The organism is Herpetosiphon geysericola (assembly GCF_001306135.1).
Lineage (GTDB): Bacteria > Chloroflexota > Chloroflexia > Chloroflexales > Herpetosiphonaceae > Herpetosiphon > Herpetosiphon geysericola.
In genome coordinates this window covers 169,285-186,764 of sequence record NZ_LGKP01000025.1, presented here as the reverse complement: position 1 = coordinate 186,764, position 17,480 = coordinate 169,285, and the positions used below count along the sequence as shown (strand labels likewise).

The following is a 17,480-nucleotide window of genomic DNA, read 5'->3' as shown; positions in this document are numbered from 1 at the left end:
GCTATTGCCCCTTTGCTTGCAATAAAATCCGGCTGATTTGTTCAAGGTGAATCACATCGTGAATGCCAACTTGCATGGCTGCATCGGTGAGCGAAAAGTAGCCGCGTTCTGGGTGCGTGCCAGCTTTGGCCCATTGTTCAGGGGTGAGCGCTTGGAAAAAGGCGATAAAGCGGGGGCGTGATTCCTGCAAGGCTGCGTAGACGGTACCGAGATCGTTGCCGTTGTAGTTGCGCTCGATCGCCATAGCTTCGTGATCGTAGCTTGGCAACAACGGAAAATCCTGATCGCGCATCATCAGCGCTCGTTCGAGAAAAATCTGGTCGTAATCGCGTAAATGGCACAGCACTTCGACCACAGTCCAGCCGTCGGGGCCATCGCGCAAGCTAGTGGCTTGATCTTGGCTGACGTTGCTGAGCACATGGCCCAGCGTATCGAGGGTCAATCGCATCAGTTCGATATGCTTTTGGCGCACTAATGCTAATTGATCGTGATTGCTCATAGGGGTTTCCTCGTAACACACCAATCAATACTCCTAAGCATAGCAAACTCTGCCAGTTTTGGGGCTAGATAATTTGGCTGAAATGCGTTGCTTGATTTTGGCGTGAGGACAGGCGAAATTGAGTATAATGGTGCGCGAATCCCCGGTACCAAAGGAGGTTCTATGCGCGTAGTCGCGATGATTATGGCTGGCGGTGAGGGGACACGCTTAAGCGTGCTATCCGAAAAACGCGCCAAGCCCTCGGTTCCATTTGCTGGCAAGTATCGCATTATCGACTTTACGCTTTCCAACTGTGTTAACTCCAATATTTTCGATGTTGCGGTGCTCACTCAATATCGGCCTCATTCGCTCAACGACCATATCGGCATCGGCAAGCCCTGGGATCTCGACCGCAATCGCGGCGGGGTGCGCTTGCTGCAACCCTATCAAGGTCGCGATGATCAGAGTTGGTATAGCGGCACCGCTGATGCCATTCTGCAAAATATCAATTACATCCGTGAACAACGAGCTGACCTCGTGCTGATTCTCTCCGGCGACCATATTTATAAGATGGATTACCGCGATTTGATCGCCACCCACTTGGCCAAAAACGCCGATCTGACGGTGGCAGTCATGCACGTTTCGCTCGAAGAAACTGATCGCTTTGGGATTATGACGGTTAACGATAGCGATCAGGTTGTCGAGTTTAGCGAAAAACCCAAGGCCCGCGATAAGGGTACCTTGGCATCGATGGGCATTTATGTGTTTGATGCAAAGCGTTTGGTCGAACGGTTGCGCGAAACCAGTAGCCAATATCCAAATCTTGATTTTGGCAAGCATGTCATCCCGACCATGATCGCCAACGACAATGTGTATGCTCACCCCTTCTCAGGCTATTGGGTCGATGTGGGCACGGTACAATCGTATTGGGAAACCAGCATGGAATTGCTTGATCCCGATTGCACGCTCGATTTGTTTGATGCAGAGTGGCGGATTCACACCCGCTCCGAGGAACGCCCGCCAGCTAAATTTGGCCCGCAAAGCAAAGTCGAAGGATCGATGATTTGCAATGGTTGTGTGGTGCGCGGCACGGTTGAGCATTCGGTGCTTTCGCCTGGGGTGTACGTTTCGCCCGGGGCGGTGGTGCGCGATTCGATCGTGATGACCGATACCTGGATTGGCCCCGGCGCGGTGCTTGATCGGGTGATTGTTGATAAAGATGTGGTGATTGGGGCGAATGTGCAACTTGGGGTTGGCACTGAGAACGTTCCCAACCGTTTACAGCCCGATAAACTGACCACGGGCATTAGCATTGTTGGCAAGGGTGCGCATATTCCCGCAGGCATTAGCATTGGCCGCAATGTTGTGATTCCATCCGATTGCGATGAAGACCGCTTCAACGGCGATGTCGCCAGCGGCGAATCGATCTAGTGCTGGGGAGTGTGTAGTATGCGTGTTTTAGCTTTGATTATGGCTGGTGGGGCAAGCCCTTCGTTAAGCGTGCTAACCGCTGGCCGAGCAGCAGCGGCAACACCGTTTGCTGGCAAATATCGAATTATCGATTTTACGCTTTCGAATTGTGTTAATTCGGGTATTTACGATGTTGGCGTGCTTTCGCAGCATCAGCCACGTTCGTTGCACGAGCATATTGGTGTAGGCAAGCCATGGGATCTCGACCGTTTGCAAGGCGGCGTGCGGGTCTTGCACCCCTTTCCAACGCCCGATGGCGGCGGTTGGCAACGTGGTACTGCCGATGCCATTCGCTATCATCTCGATGTGATCGAAGAACGGCCCGTTGATTATGTGATGGTTTTGGCTGGCGATCACGTCTACAAGATGGATTATCGGCCTTTGCTCGATTTGCATATGCAGCGCGGCGCTGATGTTACCTTGGCGGTGCATAGCGTGCCGCCGCACGAAGCCTATCGTTATGGCATGGTCACGGTCGATGGCGAAGGTCGGGTGACGAACTTCGAAGAAAAGCCGCGCCGTACCAGCAGCGCCTTGGCCTCGATGGGCGTATATGCCTTCCGCAAAGAATATTTGGTCGATCTGCTCTATCGTGATCAATCGGTTGATTTTGGCAGCGAAATGTTGCCGCGCATCGTCAGCGAAGCCAATGTTAGCGCCTATACCTTCAATGGCTATTGGGCTGATGTTGGCACGGTGCAAGCCTATTACGAATCGAATATTGCCTTGCTGGCCGAAACCCCAGCGCTCGATTTGTATGATCCTGAGTGGGTGGTGCGCACGCGCTCGTTTGAACGCCCAGCCGCCCAGCTTGGCTCTTCAGCGCGGATCGAACGCAGCTTGCTTTGCGATGGTTGTCGGGTTGATGGCCATGTTTCTGGCTCGGTAATTGGCACCGGAGTTGTGGTTGGCGCAGGCGCAATTATCCGCGATTCGGTCATTATGCCCGATAGCGTGATTGAGCCAGGTGTGGTGCTTGATAACTGTGTGGTTGACAAACAGGTGGTAATTGGCCGCGATTGCAAAGTGGGCGAAGGCCCAATTGGCATGCCCAATGCTGCCCAACCGCAATTGTTGAACACTGGTTTAACCGTGATTGGCAAGGCAGCGCGAGTTAGCGCCGGCCATACGATTGGCCGCAATGTTGTGGTAAGCGCCCGTAGCTTCGTTGATCAAGATTTGGCCAGCGGCGAAACATTCTAAGGCTAGAGTAGGCTGAAACCACGAAGAACACGAAGAGCACGAAGGTGCGGTATTGCCAATTCACAAAATCTTGAGCCAATAGAGAAAGCACCAACATTCCAACTCATAACTATTAGCAGACGCAGGGATATAACCCCCCTGCGTCTCCCGTTAGCAACGAAATAGGCTTTGCAGTTCGGAAACCACAAAGATTTATTTTTTAGCCACGAATTGCACAAATTGCACGAATGATCAGTTTTTTAAGCCACAGATTTCCACAGATGATTAGGATTGAAATTCCTCAAACTAATAGCCCATAGCCATATTCCTCTGCGCCTCTGCGTTAACATTCCGATCCACGAAGGACACGAAGAGCACGAAGAATGGAAACCGCGAAGATCGCGAAGGTTAAGTTTTTTGCCACAGATTCCACAGATTATTCCTGTCCAAAAGCCAATAGCCCAAAGCCATCCTTCGGGTGAACTAATCCTCGCTGGAGCGAGTATAGCAATCTGAAGCTAATCGACAGGGGCGCGTATGACTATCACACTTGATCAGGCTTTGGAATATCTCGTGTTGCGGCTGGACAAAAACGCCTCGCCAGAACTTTTTGCGCACATAGTAGAAGAGTTAGTCTGGCTTATTGATGATAATGGTGCTGATATGCATCGAATCATGCGCAACTGGCTCGACTCTGATGAGATTGAAAAAGTCAAAATTGCGCTCTCGCTTGACGAGGTTTTTTTACTTGATTCAGATGAAGAATACCAAGCAACCATTAGAAGGATTGTTGAACGCTGGCCCGAACTTGCACCAATGTGTCATAAATTTCAGCTGCTTTGGGATCTGAATAAAAAAGTTCCCAAACATAGCAACAGAAAAGGGCTACCAATTCAATCATTAGCCAACTGGCTACCGATTCTTGCAGTGTATCAACACCCCGATATGCAGACAGCAAAAGACGCTTTTTAGGCTGCTGGCTCAGCGAGTTTGCCTTATCTCTTGCCCCTCATTGAGGATGGAACGACTTGGGCGGCGTTGGAAGCCTGTGAACTGGTTGGAATCCTTGGTGACCCAGTATCAATTCCAGTTTTGCGTAAGGCCTTGGGTCGTGATTCCAATATTGATGGCCTTGACGTTGAGATTTTAGGTGCATTGGAAGAATTGCATGATCCAGGTGGCCCGTGGATTTATCCGATGCTCAATGATCCTTCACCAAAACGCCGTGGATTTGCGTGTCAATATGTTGGGATAGTTCGTGATCATCAGGCCTTACCATTAATTATCAGCTTACTTGATGATCCCGATGAAGATGTTCGCCGTTTTGCCGTGAATAGCTTAGTTAAGTTCAAAGATGATAAACCTTCAACACTCGTCGATCCGATTTTCTATAAACTGGTCATGGGTCATGAATCACATATTCGGGTGGCCGTATTAAGATCATTTATGCAATGTTGTGACCCATTCTATATTCCATTTTTTATCACCGCGTTACGTGATCCTTATTATCTTTGTCGAAGTGTCGCAATCGATTCATTGAAAGAGGTTGATTTCGTTAACCTAGGCCGCTATCTCGATTCTATGGCTGGCGAATCACATAGCGATGTTCAAAGAACAATTAGTGCCTGGCGTGATTTTTTGCATAGACAATCATAAGCAAACTACTGGAGCATAAATTAGCCATTCGTTATAAGGAACGGAGTATGTTGTCAGGAACAGTTGATCAACTCAATAAATTGGAGCCAGACTGGTATTTTGTACCAAATATTGATGATATTCTTGCTGCACAAGATAGCCTTAAAGATTTTGTTAATATTTTAACTATTGATGGTGCTTCGATCCAAAGTAAAAATGATTTTTTTGATTTAGCCAGAGAAAAATTTAATTTCCCAGATTATTTTTGGAATTCCTGGGATTCGTTTAATGATTGTTTTTCAGATTATGCGCTTATAGATTATCCAAATTATCTAACTATCATTATATTGATAAATTTTGATTTAATCGAACCATCTATTCAAGAGCTTATGGTCAGTATTGCATCATCAATGCTTGGCTCAATCAACAGAGGAAATACAGGAGAAGGCCCTTATTGGCTCTATGTATTTATGCCTTTAGAGTATGAATTATTTCCTTTAGTTGTCGAGCAATTTATTAGCGATATGACAATTCATCCAGAAAAAATTCTCGTCAAACATCGCTTTACCTTGTTACTTGATAGCAATAATGAAGAGTAGCAGCTAAAAACCTTATTAAGCGAACCAAGATGAGCCTGAAAATATGCAAATCCTGAGTCTGTGGAAAACCAGAGGAGCAGCAACATGCAGCTTGAGCAGTACCCCAGTCGAGAAGCCACCATCGAACTTCCAGCACTTGCGCTCCTTACAGCTCCAGGCGATCAGCGCTCGGTCGTTGGCATGGGCACAGTCTTGCGCAAGCTTGATGGCGGCAAAGCACTAATCGGCGTGCTCGCGTTTGATCAGCTCTACTTACTCGTTGATAACAAAGTTATGCCTTTCACACCTGCCTTGTCCATTCGCCACGAATCGGGCAAAGTTATGGGCAATCTGAGTATCAACGCTGGCGCAACCAACCTCATCCAAACGCGCTATTGGAAATCGCGCCCATTAACCGTAGCCGACCTCGAGCCCGTTTACGATCAGATTGATGATGCTGAACAAAGCTTTTGCAGCTATCTAGCCTCCCGCTATCAAAACCCAAATTGGCGAAAATGGATCTATGAGCGCTATCAACCAGCCAAAGAACCCATAGCGACCACTCTTGATGAGGTTTTAGAGTACCTATTGAGCCGCCTATCGCCGCATACTCCGCCAAGCCTTTTTTCAGAAACATTACAATGCCTTAGTTGGATTATGGATGATGATGGCTCAGATATCTATCGGATTATGCGCGAATGGCTTAAATCCGATGATAAGGAAAAAGTTAAAGTTGCGCTCTCGATCGAAGAAGTTCTGTTACTTACATCCGATGAGGCCTATCAAACAACTGTCGCGCGAATTGTTGGGCGCTGGCCCGAGCTTGAGCCAATGTGTTACGCATTTCAACAAATATGGGAGGGGCATAAAAACTACGGTAAGGGAGAGTCAAAAAATGAATATGACGATTGATCGAGCCATTGAATACCTCTTTATTAGGCTGACGAAAAAAGTCTCCCCAGAACATTTTGCCGCAGAAGTAGAAGGCTTAATCTGGCTGATGGATGAACAGGGAGGCGCAGATATCTATCGAGTTATGCGCGAATGGCTTTATGCAGATCAGATCGAAAAAGTCAGAGCTGCGCTCGCCATCACTCAAGCTGCCCTGCTTGACTCCGATGAGGCATGTCAAACGGCTGTTGCGCAGATTGTCAGTCGCTGGCCGGAACTTAAGCCAAACTGCATCGAATTTTTACAACTTCGGAATCTACCGAACACGCTGGGCTGAGTAACGCTATATTTGGAGCGCAAACAACCATGCACGAGATTAATCCATTCGTTGCTGCGGCAATTCAGGCATTTGATTTAATCGAGCCTGTTCAGGTAGTTGCCCAGCTCGCAAGTGCCAATAACCTTAGTCTGCATCTTCGCGCCTCCAATGGCGATTTTGTCTTGAAATGCTATCCGTATGAGCGTCAAGATTGGCTTTTCTATGAGCATCAGCTGGTAATGTGGCTTGCCCGCCATCCCAGCTCATTTGCCTTGCCCGTACCAATGATAATGATTCGTAGCATCTCTTACCTAGGCTCGGTAGTGCAGGGATTATTCACCCTAACGCCGTATATTACTGGCGAAGCCCCAGAATTTCGGCTGCTACCCAACGGCCAACAGCACCCAACCATTAACCAATGGGCCTATGTAATGGGGACGGCGCTTGGTGAATTGCAAACGCTGCTCCAAACATGCCCAATGCGCGAGCGTCGCCCCTATGCGCTGTTTCAAGCATTGCTGAACTATGCCCAGCCGCGCTACGATCCGCTGCAACTCTCGGCGGCACAGTTTGGCGGCTCGGCCAGCGACGCTGAACTCTGGGCGTGGTGGCGCAGCGAAGCAGCCAGCCTCATGGCGTTTGTGGCGAATGAATATCCCAGTTTGCCGCAACAGGTTTGCCATAACGACTTTGCTCCACCCAACATCCTCATGCGCTACGGGCGTGTAGCCGCGATTCTCGATTTTGAATTTGCCTGCTCAGCAGCACGCGCGCTCGATGTGGCTATGGCTTTGCGGATGATCATGCAACTTGATAGCAATCCGGCAAACCCGTGGGCGGTGGCTGAGCAGTTTTGCCGTGGCTATGCAGAATGGATTAAGCTCACCCCGCAGGAAATTGCCGCCATGCCCCAGTTAATTGGCTTGCGCACCGCCATCCCGCTGATTTGGGCCATCAGCAAGCCCGACCTACCGAGCCACACGAGTTTAGAGCAGGCAATTCGGCGGATGCAAGCGAGCAAAGCATGGATGTATCAGCAGCAAGGCCAATTTATCGTGCTGTTGCAGACGATGTTTGCCTCATGAACGCTTGTCCAGTAAATCGTAACCATATCTAACAGGGACTAGGGAGATACCATGAACAATTTAGCCTTTGACATAGTCCATGTTGAGCAGCGTGGTCCAACCGATTGGCATGTCGGTGGACGAGCACTCACAGATATTTGTATCGGGGATACGCTCGAAATTCGCCGTCCCTACATCCCATCCATGGGAGACGAAGGCACATTCGTGGTGATCGCGATTACCGCATATAACCGGAGCATGACCAAAATCGATTATGGGATGATGGCAACGTTAACCCTTCACTATGACCAAGGTGCGCTCCTCAACCAAGGGATGGCGCTCGTACACACCACCACAGGGCCACCGCCGAACGCAGAGCAATATCGGAGCGGCATAGACCCCATGTTGACGATTCGGATTGAGGGCGACTCAAGAACGGAGCTTCTTGCGTTCAAGCAATCGCTGAAAGCCCATGCCGAGGATCTTCAATTTCAGCGTATCGCGGCGATTCGCGATCGGTTCGTAGTCCACGGTGCGCTGTTCCCTCGCGCCACGCCATCGAACATTGAACACTTTATCGCTATCCTGCGGCGCTTTAATGAGACGGTGGATACGCTGTTGGGCTTATCCTTTGTCCAACACATCAGGGAGCGCGAGAACGACGCCAAACAATGGGAAGATCGCATCGACAACCATCAGAAGCGATCTCAATGGAAATTGTCCTTTGTCCAGTCCCTAGTAAACCATCGGAACAAAGCCAAAATACGGTCAGCGCGCGCAGCCAACGACCAGTATCTGTTCAATGCGATAGCGAAAGGACCAAGCTCCGAAGCAACCGCTGCGTTTGTGCTGACCATGCGCTGCTTCATCGACGACACCGAAGAATGTTCGCTGGAAAACCTCGCGCAATACTACAAAGCTGCAACGATTGGCACTGAGCCTGCCCGCCTTTATCTCGGAAATCAAAACGTATTCGCTATGGTATTGGATGGAGTTACGGAGCTGGTTGATCGGTATCCGGTCGTCGATACCAAAGGGAACGTGATCGACAGGATCGACAAGCCGCTAACCCGGCGGCAGGTGTTTGATCTGTGGGTCTATGGAGGACTCTCGCATGCCAAGCGAACCAAAAAGCAGCAGTTTGACGCGCTCGTTGGCGACCCCGTGACGCGGGCGCTGCTCTGGCAGAGCTTTGCTGATACGCTGGATGATTATTGCAATCATTTGAGCGCGCAGAGCTATGTCAACAAAGCGATGCTCCTAGAGCTGGAAAAGCCTGTTTGAAGGATGATGAGGGAAGGATTGCCTCGAAAATATGCATCCTGTGGGGAAAGCACAAACACGTCGAGGGCAGCAGCCTCAAGGGTTGGTAGCTCCCGCTGTATGCACATCGGCCAGATAGTTGGATATGCTTGGCTTCGAAATTCTCAGTATCCTACCTCTAAGCTAGCTTTTATTAAGCTTTTTGGAGCTAAAACTGGAGCGTTATGCCCAAATGCAGAGAGCTATTTCTGAATAAAGAAGGATTAATATGTCGATTTTGAATCCAGCCGATCGCAATTCGTTGATCAAGGTATTAAAAGAACTACCCGATGAGGAATTATTAGCTGTGTTACAACGAGTATTTGCTGGGCAGACATTACCCGGAACCGAAGTTCCAATTGTCGAGTCGCATTTTTTCTTGGGTAATGCCACCCGCTTTTTATGAGAACACACCCGATGGGAATCAAGCGTGGGAACCGTGGGAAATCCACGCAATCGCCTATCCCGACCAGGCAAGATCCTGATTGGGCTGGCTTTGATTATGGGTTTTGTGAGTGGGCAATCTGTTCAACCTGTGGAACCCAGCTTCCATACAATCTCAAACGTGGAATTTGCCCAATCTGTTCGACCAAGGTCTATCTACAAGTATCAATGTTTAGGCCGAACTATAAAAAATTATGCTAAAACGAACATTCCAAGCAAGGAGCTATTTAATGCAACTTGAGCAGTACCCCAGTTTAGAGCCAAGCATCGAACTTCCAGCACTTGCACTACCTATCGACCCAAGCGATCAGCGCGCGGTCGTTGGCATGGGCACTGTCTTACGCAAAATTAAGGGTGGGCAGGTGTTAATCGGTTTGCTCGCGTTTGATCAGCTTTATCTACTCGTTGATCAAATAGTGCTCCCTTTTACACCCGACTTGCAGATCAGCCACGTATCGGGAATGTTTATTGGCAAGCTGAGCATCAAAACTGATGCAACCAGCATTCTGCAAACGCGTTATTGGAAATCACGTTCAGCGATTGTTGCTGCAATCGATCCCGTCTACGATCATATTGATGATGAAGACCAGAACTTCTGTAGCTATCTAGCCAACTTGTATGAAGAACCTAGTTCGCGAAAATGGGTGTATGAGCGCTATCAACAAAGCCGAAATTAGGCGTTATGAAGCAAATGTAAAATAAGATACCACATTCCCAATACATGAAGCGTTAGTATTATTACACTAGTAATTCCCCATCGGTATCCACGATTTAATACAGATCCGGTATACATAAAGCGCTGCCAATCAATTCCAATCAATCCTAAAACGATCAAAACTAGTGCAATATAAGGAATTATTGCTAAGGGTCGTAGTCCTCTCGATAAAATATTAATGACCGAAATTAAAACCGTATTTTTGATAAAAGGAATACAACGATCCAAATATTCCAGCCGTAGATAGTCCAGCAATGAAAAACAAGAGAATATTCCGTTTCAATAGCTGCCAAATTGGTATTTGATAGGCTGGAATATGATATGTTGGCTGCATGATTAACTCCCTTCATCCGAGATTGCGATGGCATAACTCTACTCGCTGCCCAAAACAATGCTATGTATCTAAGGTGCATAATGGTGATCAACGTGCCCATGCAGGCAAGCACAATAGCTCCGTGCGGCGGATGCAAGCGAGCAAAGCAGGGATGAACAAGCAGCAAGATCAATTGATCGACCAGCCTCTAAACAAGCTTTTATTAAAATTTTGTAACAATTCTAGGCTAAAACTGCCAGCGCTACGAACAAATGTGGTGCTGGCGAGCGATCATGCTGCGGTTTGATACGCCAAACTAGGACCAACTAATGCCCATCAACGAGCATTTATCCTGATGAGTGCATAGGAATGTTAGGAAAATTTTTACTTGTAGCGCTATGTTCAATTTAGCATAATGATCATAATCATCCCCACAACTGAGCCAAGTTTAGAGAAAAATGCGCCTAAATGGAGAGAATATAGAGAAACTTGGAGAAAATATCCCCCATTAATCATCCCACGTAAAGGGGATACAAAACTGCTTATGGTGTAGGATCAGAGGGATAACACCAAGGGATTAATCTGTATCACGTATCAGCTTGACACTACCTAGCAAAACGTCTATGATACGGCAGGAAACGGAATTCTTAGCAATCTCTTAACACAGCTTATCATCGTGCCATTTCGTCGGTGAACCTTAACAATTGAGCCAGGAGGAAACCCTGTGGACTTTATCCTTCCAGCTCTGGCTTTACTCATTGGCCTAGCTGCAGGCGCAGGCGGTGCCTATGTTTGGTTAACAAAAAAATCTGGTGTAGCACTCGCCCAAGCTGAAGCAGCAGCACAACTACAATTAGAACAAGCCAAGACTGAGTACAAACAATTGCAATTAAAAGCCCGCGAAGAACAACAACAACTGCGGGAAGTTGGTGAAAACGAACTCCGCGAAGCCCGTTTACGCTTGCAAAAACAAGAAGAACGGGTCAATCGCAAAGAAGAAACCCTCGAACGTAAGCTCGACCAAACCGAAAAGCGCGATCGGCAGTTAGGCCAGCGCGAGCGAGCGGTCGAAAACTTACACAGCGAAGCCGAACGCCTCCGCACAGCCCAACAAGCTGAGCTGGAGCGGGTCGCAGGTCTCACTAACGAACAAGCACGTGAAATCATTCTGACTCGTGTTGAACAAGAAACCCGTGCCGAGGCTGCTCGCCGCATCCACGAAATCGAAGCGGCAGCAAAGCTCGATGGTGACCGAATTGCACGCAAAATCGTTGGGTTGGCGATCCAACGCTGTGCATCGGATTATGTCGCCGAAATTACTGTAAGCACGGTACAACTGCCCAGCGAGGAACTCAAAGGACGGATTATCGGGCGCGAAGGCCGCAATATTCGGGCCTTCGAACAAATTACCGGGGTCGATATTATCGTCGACGACACGCCCGAAGCGGTCACGCTCTCATGTCACGACCCAGTACGTCGTGAAGTGGCTCGCCTAACCCTGAACCGCCTATTGAAAGACGGTCGGATTCACCCCGCCCGGATTGAGGAAGTCGCTGATAAAACTCGCCAAGACCTTGAGCAAATAATCCGCGAAGAAGGCGAACGCGTGGCCTACGAAGCCAACGTCCAAGGCCTTCATCCAGATCTGATGAAGATTCTGGGGCGGTTGAAATATCGTACCAGCTACGGCCAAAATGTGTTGCAACATTCGTTAGAATGTGCCTTTTTGGCAGGAGCGATGGCAGCAGAACTGGGCGCGAATGTGCAGGTTGCCAAGACCGCAGCCCTGCTCCATGATATTGGAAAAGCCATTGACCACGATGTACAAGGGCCGCACGCGTTAATCGGCGCAGATATTGCCCGACGGCTTGGCCGCAACGCGGCGGTAGTTCATGCAATTGCTGCCCATCATAACGATGAGGAACCTCAAACTGTTGAGGCCTTTCTTGTTCAAGCCGCCGATGCCATCTCTGGTGGTCGCCCAGGTGCCCGCCGCGAGACCATCGATCTCTACATCAAGCGGCTCGAAGCTCTTGAACATGTCGCCACATCGTTTCCTGGTGTTCAACGGGCATTCGCAATTCAAGCAGGTCGGGAGGTCCGGGTTATGGTGCAACCCGATGCGCTTGATGATCTCGAAAGTATCCATTTGGCCCGCGAAGTGGCCAAAAAGATCGAGAGTACCCTGCAATATCCAGGTCAAATCAAAGTTACCGTCATCCGCGAAACCCGTGCGGTTGATTATGCACGGTAAGTAGGCGAGGCTCTGTGTCTGAGGGAAAGGGCAACGCTGGCCCAACCAGCGTGGACATATCCGCTTGGCAAGCGGCTGTTCAGCGCCCTTCCCTCAACCTGAGAAGGCGCGATGCGTGCATGACAGCAATCTCTACCGTTCCTTTTCAAGGAGGCAGCAATGGCGTATCAACTTGATCGCTTTAGCAACGACGACCAACGGACCACTTCCGCCGATGCGCCCAGCAATGCTGGCGCAGTACACAACGATGCAGAAGTTTTAAAGGTCTCAACACGTTCACGCCCATCGGCGGTAGCCGGGGCCATTGCCGGAGTTATTCGCGAAGCTGGCCATGCCGAGGTTCAATCGATCGGCGCTGGCGCAACCAATCAAGCGATTAAAGCGGTTGCAATCGCACGTTCATACCTTCAAGAAGAAGGCATCGATATTGTTTGCGTCCCCTCGTTTATCGATGTTGCCATCGATGAAGAGGAACGCACGGCAATTCGCTTGTTGATCAAAAAAGGCTAAAGCAGGTTGGGGCGGTTGCATGCCAAGCAATTGCTGTTGGCACGATTAATCAAGGCGATTGGGCTGATGCTTGATCGCCTTGATGCTTTTTAGGCTACATCTGAAACCCACCAGGGTTCTGAATTTTGTTGGTAAACCAGTAGCGAAAATCAGCAACATGGCGGCTGAGCTTGGCGCTTAGTTCTTGCCATTCGTTGCTTTGGAGAAATGAGCGTAGTTCAATCTCTTCATCCGAGGTAATCCCCAGGATCATCTCTGGGGCCTCAGGCGTTCCGCCCAGCGAAAGCCAAGCATCGCTAATTGCGCCATGCTTCATCAGAGCAGGAACAAACTCACTCGTGACATACTCAAGATGAGCTTGCTCGCGGCCTTCTGCTATATTCCAACTCATCAGTAGTTTTATCATAGTTCTATTGTAGCAGAATTCACACCCAGCGGCAGCATTTGGCCTCACTTTAACTCGCCAAATGGCCGAGGGTCGTGGGTCGCAATATAGGCCTGATTATCCATTGCATTGGGCCAGTTGCTTGGTGTAGGCTAGGGTTATTGGTTCACTTGGTTTACGACAGGTGGCTCTATGTCGATCAACTGCTATGCATGTCAAACCGTTGTGGCTGCAACGGATGTTCGTTGCCCACAATGCCATCAACCCTTGCTGCTGCGCAATCGCTATCGGGTCAAAAGCCTGCTTGGCCAAGGCGGTTTTGGCGTGGTTTACGAAGCATTCGATATCGATTTAGCTCGCCATTATGCGATTAAACTGATTACCGCCAATTCGCCAGCTATGCGCGAACAGGTCACGGTCGAGGCCCAAATTCTGGCTCAACATGCCCGCCATTTGCCCTTCATTCCCGAAGTTTATGATATTTGGAGCGAGGGCAACGTCATCGCGTTGGTGATGGAGTTTGTCAGCGGCACAACCGTTGGCTCATTAATCGAGGCCCACGAACGCTTAGCTCCAAGCATAGTCGAGCATTTTCTGAGCGTGATGCTTGGCCAATTGGCCCAATTGCATGCACTCAATATTATCCATCGCGATATTAAGCCCGAAAATATTAAGCGCACCGCCGACGATCGCTTGGTACTGCTCGATTTTGGCATTGCCAAACGCAGTCAAAGCACCGAAACCGCCGCCAAAGCGTTTTCGCTCTTTTATGCCTCGCCTGAGCAATCGCGCGGACGCGCTACCGATGCCCGCTCCGATTTGTATAGCCTTGGCGCAACTGCCTACCACATGCTAACCGGCCATGCGCCAGTTCCAGCAGAATCGCGCATTTCTGGCCATATTCGGCTGCGGCGCCCAAGCGAGTTGGCCGATAATGTGCCAACAGGGTTAGATGCAATCATGGTGCAATTGCTGGAGCTTGATCCCAATAAACGGCCTGATACAGCCGAAAAAGCCTTGCAATTGCTCAAAAACCCAAGCAAAGCCAGTCCAAGCATCAACGAAAACAATACAATTCGCGGGCCACAACTGGTTTCGAGTGCAGGCAAGGCGACGATTGCGCTCAACACACCAAGCCTCGCCGATATACCAGTAGCCAAAAGCAAAGCCCGCTGGTATATCGGCATTCTTGGCTTGTTAATTGTGGTTGGCTTAATTGGCACCCAAGTTATGTTGAGCATGCGCTCGGCGGGTGCAGCCAATTCGACCGCCACGGCCCAAGTTATCGCGATTATTAATTTGCCCTCAACTGAACCAACCGCCAGCAGCGTTCCCGCTACCAGCGAGCCAACTCCAAGCACAGTGCCAACGCTCGAAGCGCCACCAACTGCTGAACCAACCGCCGAGCCAACCCAAGTGCCACCAACTGCTGAACCAACGATCGAGCCAACCCAAGCCTTAGCCCCAGAAATTAGCCAATTGGCCGATTTGATCAATCAATTTCGGAGCCAAAATGGGCTGCCATCCTTACTCTTGCAAGCGCAAGTGCAAAGCGTGGCTCAAGCTCATAGCAACGATATGGCCAACAACAACTATTTTAGCAACACGACCTCTGCTGGCCAAACAATTGGCGATTTGCTGCGCCAAGCCAATCATATTAGCAGTTTCTGGAATGTGCATATTAGCGCGGGCCATAGCAATGCCCAAGCAGCCTTCGACGCGCTGATCAACGACCCGGGCTTGCAGGCCGATTTGCTTAGCCCCAACATTAGCGAGTTTGGCATTGGCCATGCCCAAAATGCCCAAGCAACCTACGGCCATTATTGGGTCGTTGTCTATAGTCAACCCTAAATTATTGCCCTTTTGCATGACCATGGTATGATCGCTTGACAAGCCTACTACATTCAGGCTAAGATGCCTTGAAAACGTTTCCATGGCTCATTCGAGAGGACACCCCCATGGCATATACGATTAAAGATGTGGCAAAACGGGCGGGAGTTGGCATTGCGACAGTTTCGCGGGTGCTCAACGAATCGCCGAACGTCCTGCCGGAAACTCGGGCCAGAGTTTTGGCGGTCATTGACGAGCTTGGTTATCGGCCAAATCATGCTGCGCGGCAATTAGTAACTGCCAAAACCAATGCGATTGCCATTATTCTGCCCTTCCTCACGCGGCCATTTTTTATTGAAGTTCTGCGCGGCATCGAAGCGGTTGTAGCCAATTCCGAGTATCAGCTGATTATCTTCAATGTTGATTCGCCTGAGCAACGCACACGCTACTTCAACACGCTGCCATTTTTGGGCCGCACCGACGGGCTATTGATTGTTTCGCTGCCCTTAGCACCCCCAGAAATCAAACGCCTCCAAGCAGCCAACTTGCCCGCTGTAATGATCGATACCCAAGCCAGCAATTTGCCTTCGGTGGTCGTCGATAACGTGGGCGGTGCATTCAAGGCGGTCGAACATCTGATTAGCCAAGGCCATCAACGAATTGGCTTTGTCTCTGGGCAGTTGGAGCCAGATTTGGGCTTTACGGTCAACCGTGATCGACAGCGTGGCTACGAGGCTGCCTTAACCGCTCATCATCTGCCAATCCAGGCCGAATATGTGCGGGCTGGCTTTGACCGCCGCGATTGGGGCCATCAGGCAGCGCTTGAACTGCTCGATTTGGCCGAACCGCCAAGCGCGATCTTTGCTGCCAACGACGATCTAGCGTTTGGCATCATTGATGCCCTGCGCGAACGTGGCTTGAAAGCTGGCGATGATCTGGCAGTGGTTGGCTATGACGATCTTGAAATGGCACAGCTGATTGGGTTAACCACGATTCATCAGCCAATGGAGCAGATGGGGCGCAAAGGAGCAGAGGTGCTGCTCGCAGCGCTCAACGAGGGCACGCGCCGCCCAACCTTGCACACCTTGCCGGTCAACTTAATTGAACGCACCAGCAGCACCAAGCCAAGCAAGGTATAAGAGGAGATCGTATGACACAGGCGTTATGTCTTGGGGAATTATTGGTTGATTTTGTGCCAACCGAAGCTGGTTTGGGCGTGGCAAATACGCCATTATGGCAACGAGCAGCTGGTGGCGCGCCAGCCAATGTTGCGGTAGGCTTGGCTCGCTTGGGCGTTAGTAGTGGTTTTTTGGGCATGGTTGGGGCCGATGCTTTTGGCGATTTTCTGGCTGAGACCTTGGCAACGCACCACGTTGATATCCAAGGCCTGCGGCGCACTGAGCAGGCCCGCACAGCCTTGGCATTTGTGGCCTTGCAAGCAGATGGTGAGCGGGATTTTATGTTCTATCGCCATCCAAGCGCTGATATGTTGTTTGCCCCCAGCGATCTCGACCCACAACAATTTGCCACGGCCAAGTTGTTGCACTTTGGCTCGCTGAGCGCCAGCAACGAGTTGGGCTATCAAACCACCTTGCGCGCAATTGAGTTGGCCCAAACGAATAACATGCTGCTTTCGTTTGATCCCAATTTGCGGGCGGCCCTCTGGCCATCATTGGCAGCAGCCCGCAGCGTCATGCTGAAACTGCTACCGTATGCCCAGATTATGAAACTGAGCCGCGAAGAAGCCGAATTTTTGACGGAGTTGGCGGACCCGTTGGCGGCAGCGCAAAGTTTATGGCATGCCCGTAGCCAAGTAATTGTAGTGACCGATGGCAGCGCAGGCTGTTGGTATCAGACAGCAGTTGGCTCAGGGCGGATTGCCGCACCCACCGTGCAGGCGATTGATGCAACCGGGGCGGGCGATAGTTTTGTGGCCTGCTTGTTAGCCCAATTGATTCAGCAGCCCGCCTTGGCCAACGATCAAGCAGATTTTGAACATGCGTTACAGCGGGCATCGATTGCAGGAGCGTTAGCCACCTTGGTGCGCGGCGCGATTCCTGGGCTACCGACAGCCGAGCAAATCGAGCAATTTCTGCGCGCATAGCCCATT

The 17,480-nt window shown here is 50.0% G+C and carries 18 protein-coding genes; 16 read left to right on the top strand and 2 right to left on the bottom strand.

What is annotated here, in order from left to right; translation table 11 throughout:
• Position 1: 1 nt before the first annotated feature.
• Complete coding sequence (locus SE18_RS16425) at positions 2-499, bottom strand: DinB family protein (protein WP_054535552.1); 498 nt, start codon at positions 497-499, stop codon at positions 2-4.
• Positions 500-661: 162 nt separating this feature from the next.
• Here SE18_RS16425 and SE18_RS16420 point away from each other — a divergent pair, with 162 nt between their 5' ends.
• From SE18_RS16420 to SE18_RS28010, 13 genes are all read left to right on the top strand, one after another.
• Positions 662-1,909, top strand: a complete 1,248-nt coding sequence (locus SE18_RS16420; protein WP_054535551.1) for a glucose-1-phosphate adenylyltransferase — start codon at positions 662-664, stop codon at positions 1,907-1,909.
• An 18-nt stretch (positions 1,910-1,927) separates the two neighbouring features.
• The gene (locus tag SE18_RS16415) at positions 1,928-3,151 is read left to right on the top strand and encodes a glucose-1-phosphate adenylyltransferase family protein (protein ID WP_054535550.1); all 1,224 of its coding nucleotides are present in this window, start codon (positions 1,928-1,930) and stop codon (positions 3,149-3,151) included.
• 516 nt (positions 3,152-3,667) lie between these two features.
• Positions 3,668-4,102: a hypothetical protein gene (locus SE18_RS16410; RefSeq protein WP_054535549.1), complete on the top strand. Its 435-nt coding sequence runs from the start codon at positions 3,668-3,670 to the stop codon at positions 4,100-4,102.
• 18 nt (positions 4,103-4,120) lie between these two features.
• Positions 4,121-4,786 (top strand): HEAT repeat domain-containing protein, encoded by a 666-nt coding sequence (locus SE18_RS16405; RefSeq protein WP_152976673.1) that lies wholly within the window; start codon positions 4,121-4,123, stop codon positions 4,784-4,786.
• A 47-nt stretch (positions 4,787-4,833) separates the two neighbouring features.
• Positions 4,834-5,364 (top strand): barstar family protein, encoded by a 531-nt coding sequence (locus SE18_RS16400; protein WP_054535547.1) that lies wholly within the window; start codon positions 4,834-4,836, stop codon positions 5,362-5,364.
• Positions 5,365-5,448: 84 nt separating this feature from the next.
• Entirely contained in the window at positions 5,449-6,255 is an 807-nt protein-coding gene (locus tag SE18_RS16395; protein ID WP_054535546.1) for a hypothetical protein, read from the top strand.
• Positions 6,239-6,571 carry a hypothetical protein gene (locus tag SE18_RS16390; RefSeq protein ID WP_054535545.1) on the top strand — a complete coding sequence of 111 codons (333 nt, stop codon included), beginning with the start codon at positions 6,239-6,241 and terminating at the stop codon, positions 6,569-6,571. The genes SE18_RS16395 and SE18_RS16390 overlap by 17 nt, the downstream gene beginning before the upstream one ends.
• Before the next feature lie 29 nt (positions 6,572-6,600).
• Complete coding sequence (locus SE18_RS16385; RefSeq protein ID WP_054535544.1) at positions 6,601-7,638, top strand: phosphotransferase enzyme family protein; 1,038 nt, start codon at positions 6,601-6,603, stop codon at positions 7,636-7,638.
• A gap of 51 nt (positions 7,639-7,689) precedes the next feature.
• Positions 7,690-8,901, top strand: coding sequence for a hypothetical protein (locus SE18_RS16380; RefSeq protein ID WP_054535543.1), 1,212 nt, complete (start codon positions 7,690-7,692; stop codon positions 8,899-8,901).
• Positions 8,902-9,148: 247 nt separating this feature from the next.
• Complete coding sequence (locus SE18_RS27540) at positions 9,149-9,325, top strand: hypothetical protein (RefSeq protein WP_160319520.1); 177 nt, start codon at positions 9,149-9,151, stop codon at positions 9,323-9,325.
• A gap of 268 nt (positions 9,326-9,593) precedes the next feature.
• A complete protein-coding gene (locus SE18_RS16375; RefSeq protein ID WP_054535542.1) occupies positions 9,594-10,040 on the top strand; it encodes a hypothetical protein in 447 nt (148 codons plus the stop codon).
• A 1,075-nt stretch (positions 10,041-11,115) separates the two neighbouring features.
• A complete protein-coding gene (gene rny, locus SE18_RS16365; RefSeq protein WP_152976672.1) occupies positions 11,116-12,645 on the top strand; it encodes a ribonuclease Y in 1,530 nt (509 codons plus the stop codon).
• A 159-nt stretch (positions 12,646-12,804) separates the two neighbouring features.
• Positions 12,805-13,155 carry a stage V sporulation protein S gene (locus tag SE18_RS28010; protein ID WP_012192314.1) on the top strand — a complete coding sequence of 117 codons (351 nt, stop codon included), beginning with the start codon at positions 12,805-12,807 and terminating at the stop codon, positions 13,153-13,155.
• Between the two features lie 94 nt (positions 13,156-13,249).
• Here SE18_RS28010 and SE18_RS16355 read toward each other — a convergent pair whose 3' ends face one another.
• Complete coding sequence (locus SE18_RS16355) at positions 13,250-13,546, bottom strand: hypothetical protein (protein WP_054535539.1); 297 nt, start codon at positions 13,544-13,546, stop codon at positions 13,250-13,252.
• Between the two features lie 186 nt (positions 13,547-13,732).
• Between SE18_RS16355 and SE18_RS16350 the strand changes: the two genes are divergently transcribed.
• The 3 genes from SE18_RS16350 to SE18_RS16340 all read left to right on the top strand — a co-directional run bounded on the left by SE18_RS16350 (position 13,733) and on the right by SE18_RS16340 (position 17,474).
• Complete coding sequence (locus tag SE18_RS16350) at positions 13,733-15,391, top strand: protein kinase domain-containing protein (RefSeq protein ID WP_054535538.1); 1,659 nt, start codon at positions 13,733-13,735, stop codon at positions 15,389-15,391.
• 107 nt (positions 15,392-15,498) lie between these two features.
• Positions 15,499-16,509, top strand: coding sequence for a LacI family DNA-binding transcriptional regulator (locus tag SE18_RS16345; protein WP_054535537.1), 1,011 nt, complete (start codon positions 15,499-15,501; stop codon positions 16,507-16,509).
• A gap of 11 nt (positions 16,510-16,520) precedes the next feature.
• A complete protein-coding gene (locus SE18_RS16340; protein ID WP_054535536.1) occupies positions 16,521-17,474 on the top strand; it encodes a PfkB family carbohydrate kinase in 954 nt (317 codons plus the stop codon).
• The last annotated feature ends 6 nt before the right edge of the window (positions 17,475-17,480 follow it).

Excerpts from the sequence above, each read along its gene's own strand:
- SE18_RS16385 (WP_054535544.1), top strand. The coding sequence starts at position 6,601 with ATGCACGAGATTAATCCATTCGTTGCTGCGGCAATTCAGGCATTTGAT.
- SE18_RS16420 (WP_054535551.1), top strand. The coding sequence starts at position 662 with ATGCGCGTAGTCGCGATGATTATGGCTGGCGGTGAGGGGACACGCTTA.
- SE18_RS28010 (WP_012192314.1), top strand. The coding sequence starts at position 12,805 with ATGGCGTATCAACTTGATCGCTTTAGCAACGACGACCAACGGACCACT.
- SE18_RS16400 (WP_054535547.1), top strand. The coding sequence starts at position 4,834 with ATGTTGTCAGGAACAGTTGATCAACTCAATAAATTGGAGCCAGACTGG.
- SE18_RS16380 (WP_054535543.1), top strand. The coding sequence starts at position 7,690 with ATGAACAATTTAGCCTTTGACATAGTCCATGTTGAGCAGCGTGGTCCA.
- SE18_RS16340 (WP_054535536.1), top strand. The coding sequence starts at position 16,521 with ATGACACAGGCGTTATGTCTTGGGGAATTATTGGTTGATTTTGTGCCA.
- SE18_RS16395 (WP_054535546.1), top strand. The coding sequence starts at position 5,449 with ATGCAGCTTGAGCAGTACCCCAGTCGAGAAGCCACCATCGAACTTCCA.
- SE18_RS16410 (WP_054535549.1), top strand. The coding sequence starts at position 3,668 with ATGACTATCACACTTGATCAGGCTTTGGAATATCTCGTGTTGCGGCTG.
- SE18_RS16345 (WP_054535537.1), top strand. The coding sequence starts at position 15,499 with ATGGCATATACGATTAAAGATGTGGCAAAACGGGCGGGAGTTGGCATT.
- SE18_RS16415 (WP_054535550.1), top strand. The coding sequence starts at position 1,928 with ATGCGTGTTTTAGCTTTGATTATGGCTGGTGGGGCAAGCCCTTCGTTA.
- SE18_RS16375 (WP_054535542.1), top strand. The coding sequence starts at position 9,594 with ATGCAACTTGAGCAGTACCCCAGTTTAGAGCCAAGCATCGAACTTCCA.
- SE18_RS16390 (WP_054535545.1), top strand. The coding sequence starts at position 6,239 with ATGAATATGACGATTGATCGAGCCATTGAATACCTCTTTATTAGGCTG.
- SE18_RS16350 (WP_054535538.1), top strand. The coding sequence starts at position 13,733 with ATGTCGATCAACTGCTATGCATGTCAAACCGTTGTGGCTGCAACGGAT.
- SE18_RS16355 (WP_054535539.1), bottom strand. The coding sequence starts at position 13,546 with ATGAGTTGGAATATAGCAGAAGGCCGCGAGCAAGCTCATCTTGAGTAT.
- SE18_RS16425 (WP_054535552.1), bottom strand. The coding sequence starts at position 499 with ATGAGCAATCACGATCAATTAGCATTAGTGCGCCAAAAGCATATCGAA.
- SE18_RS27540 (WP_160319520.1), top strand. The coding sequence starts at position 9,149 with ATGTCGATTTTGAATCCAGCCGATCGCAATTCGTTGATCAAGGTATTA.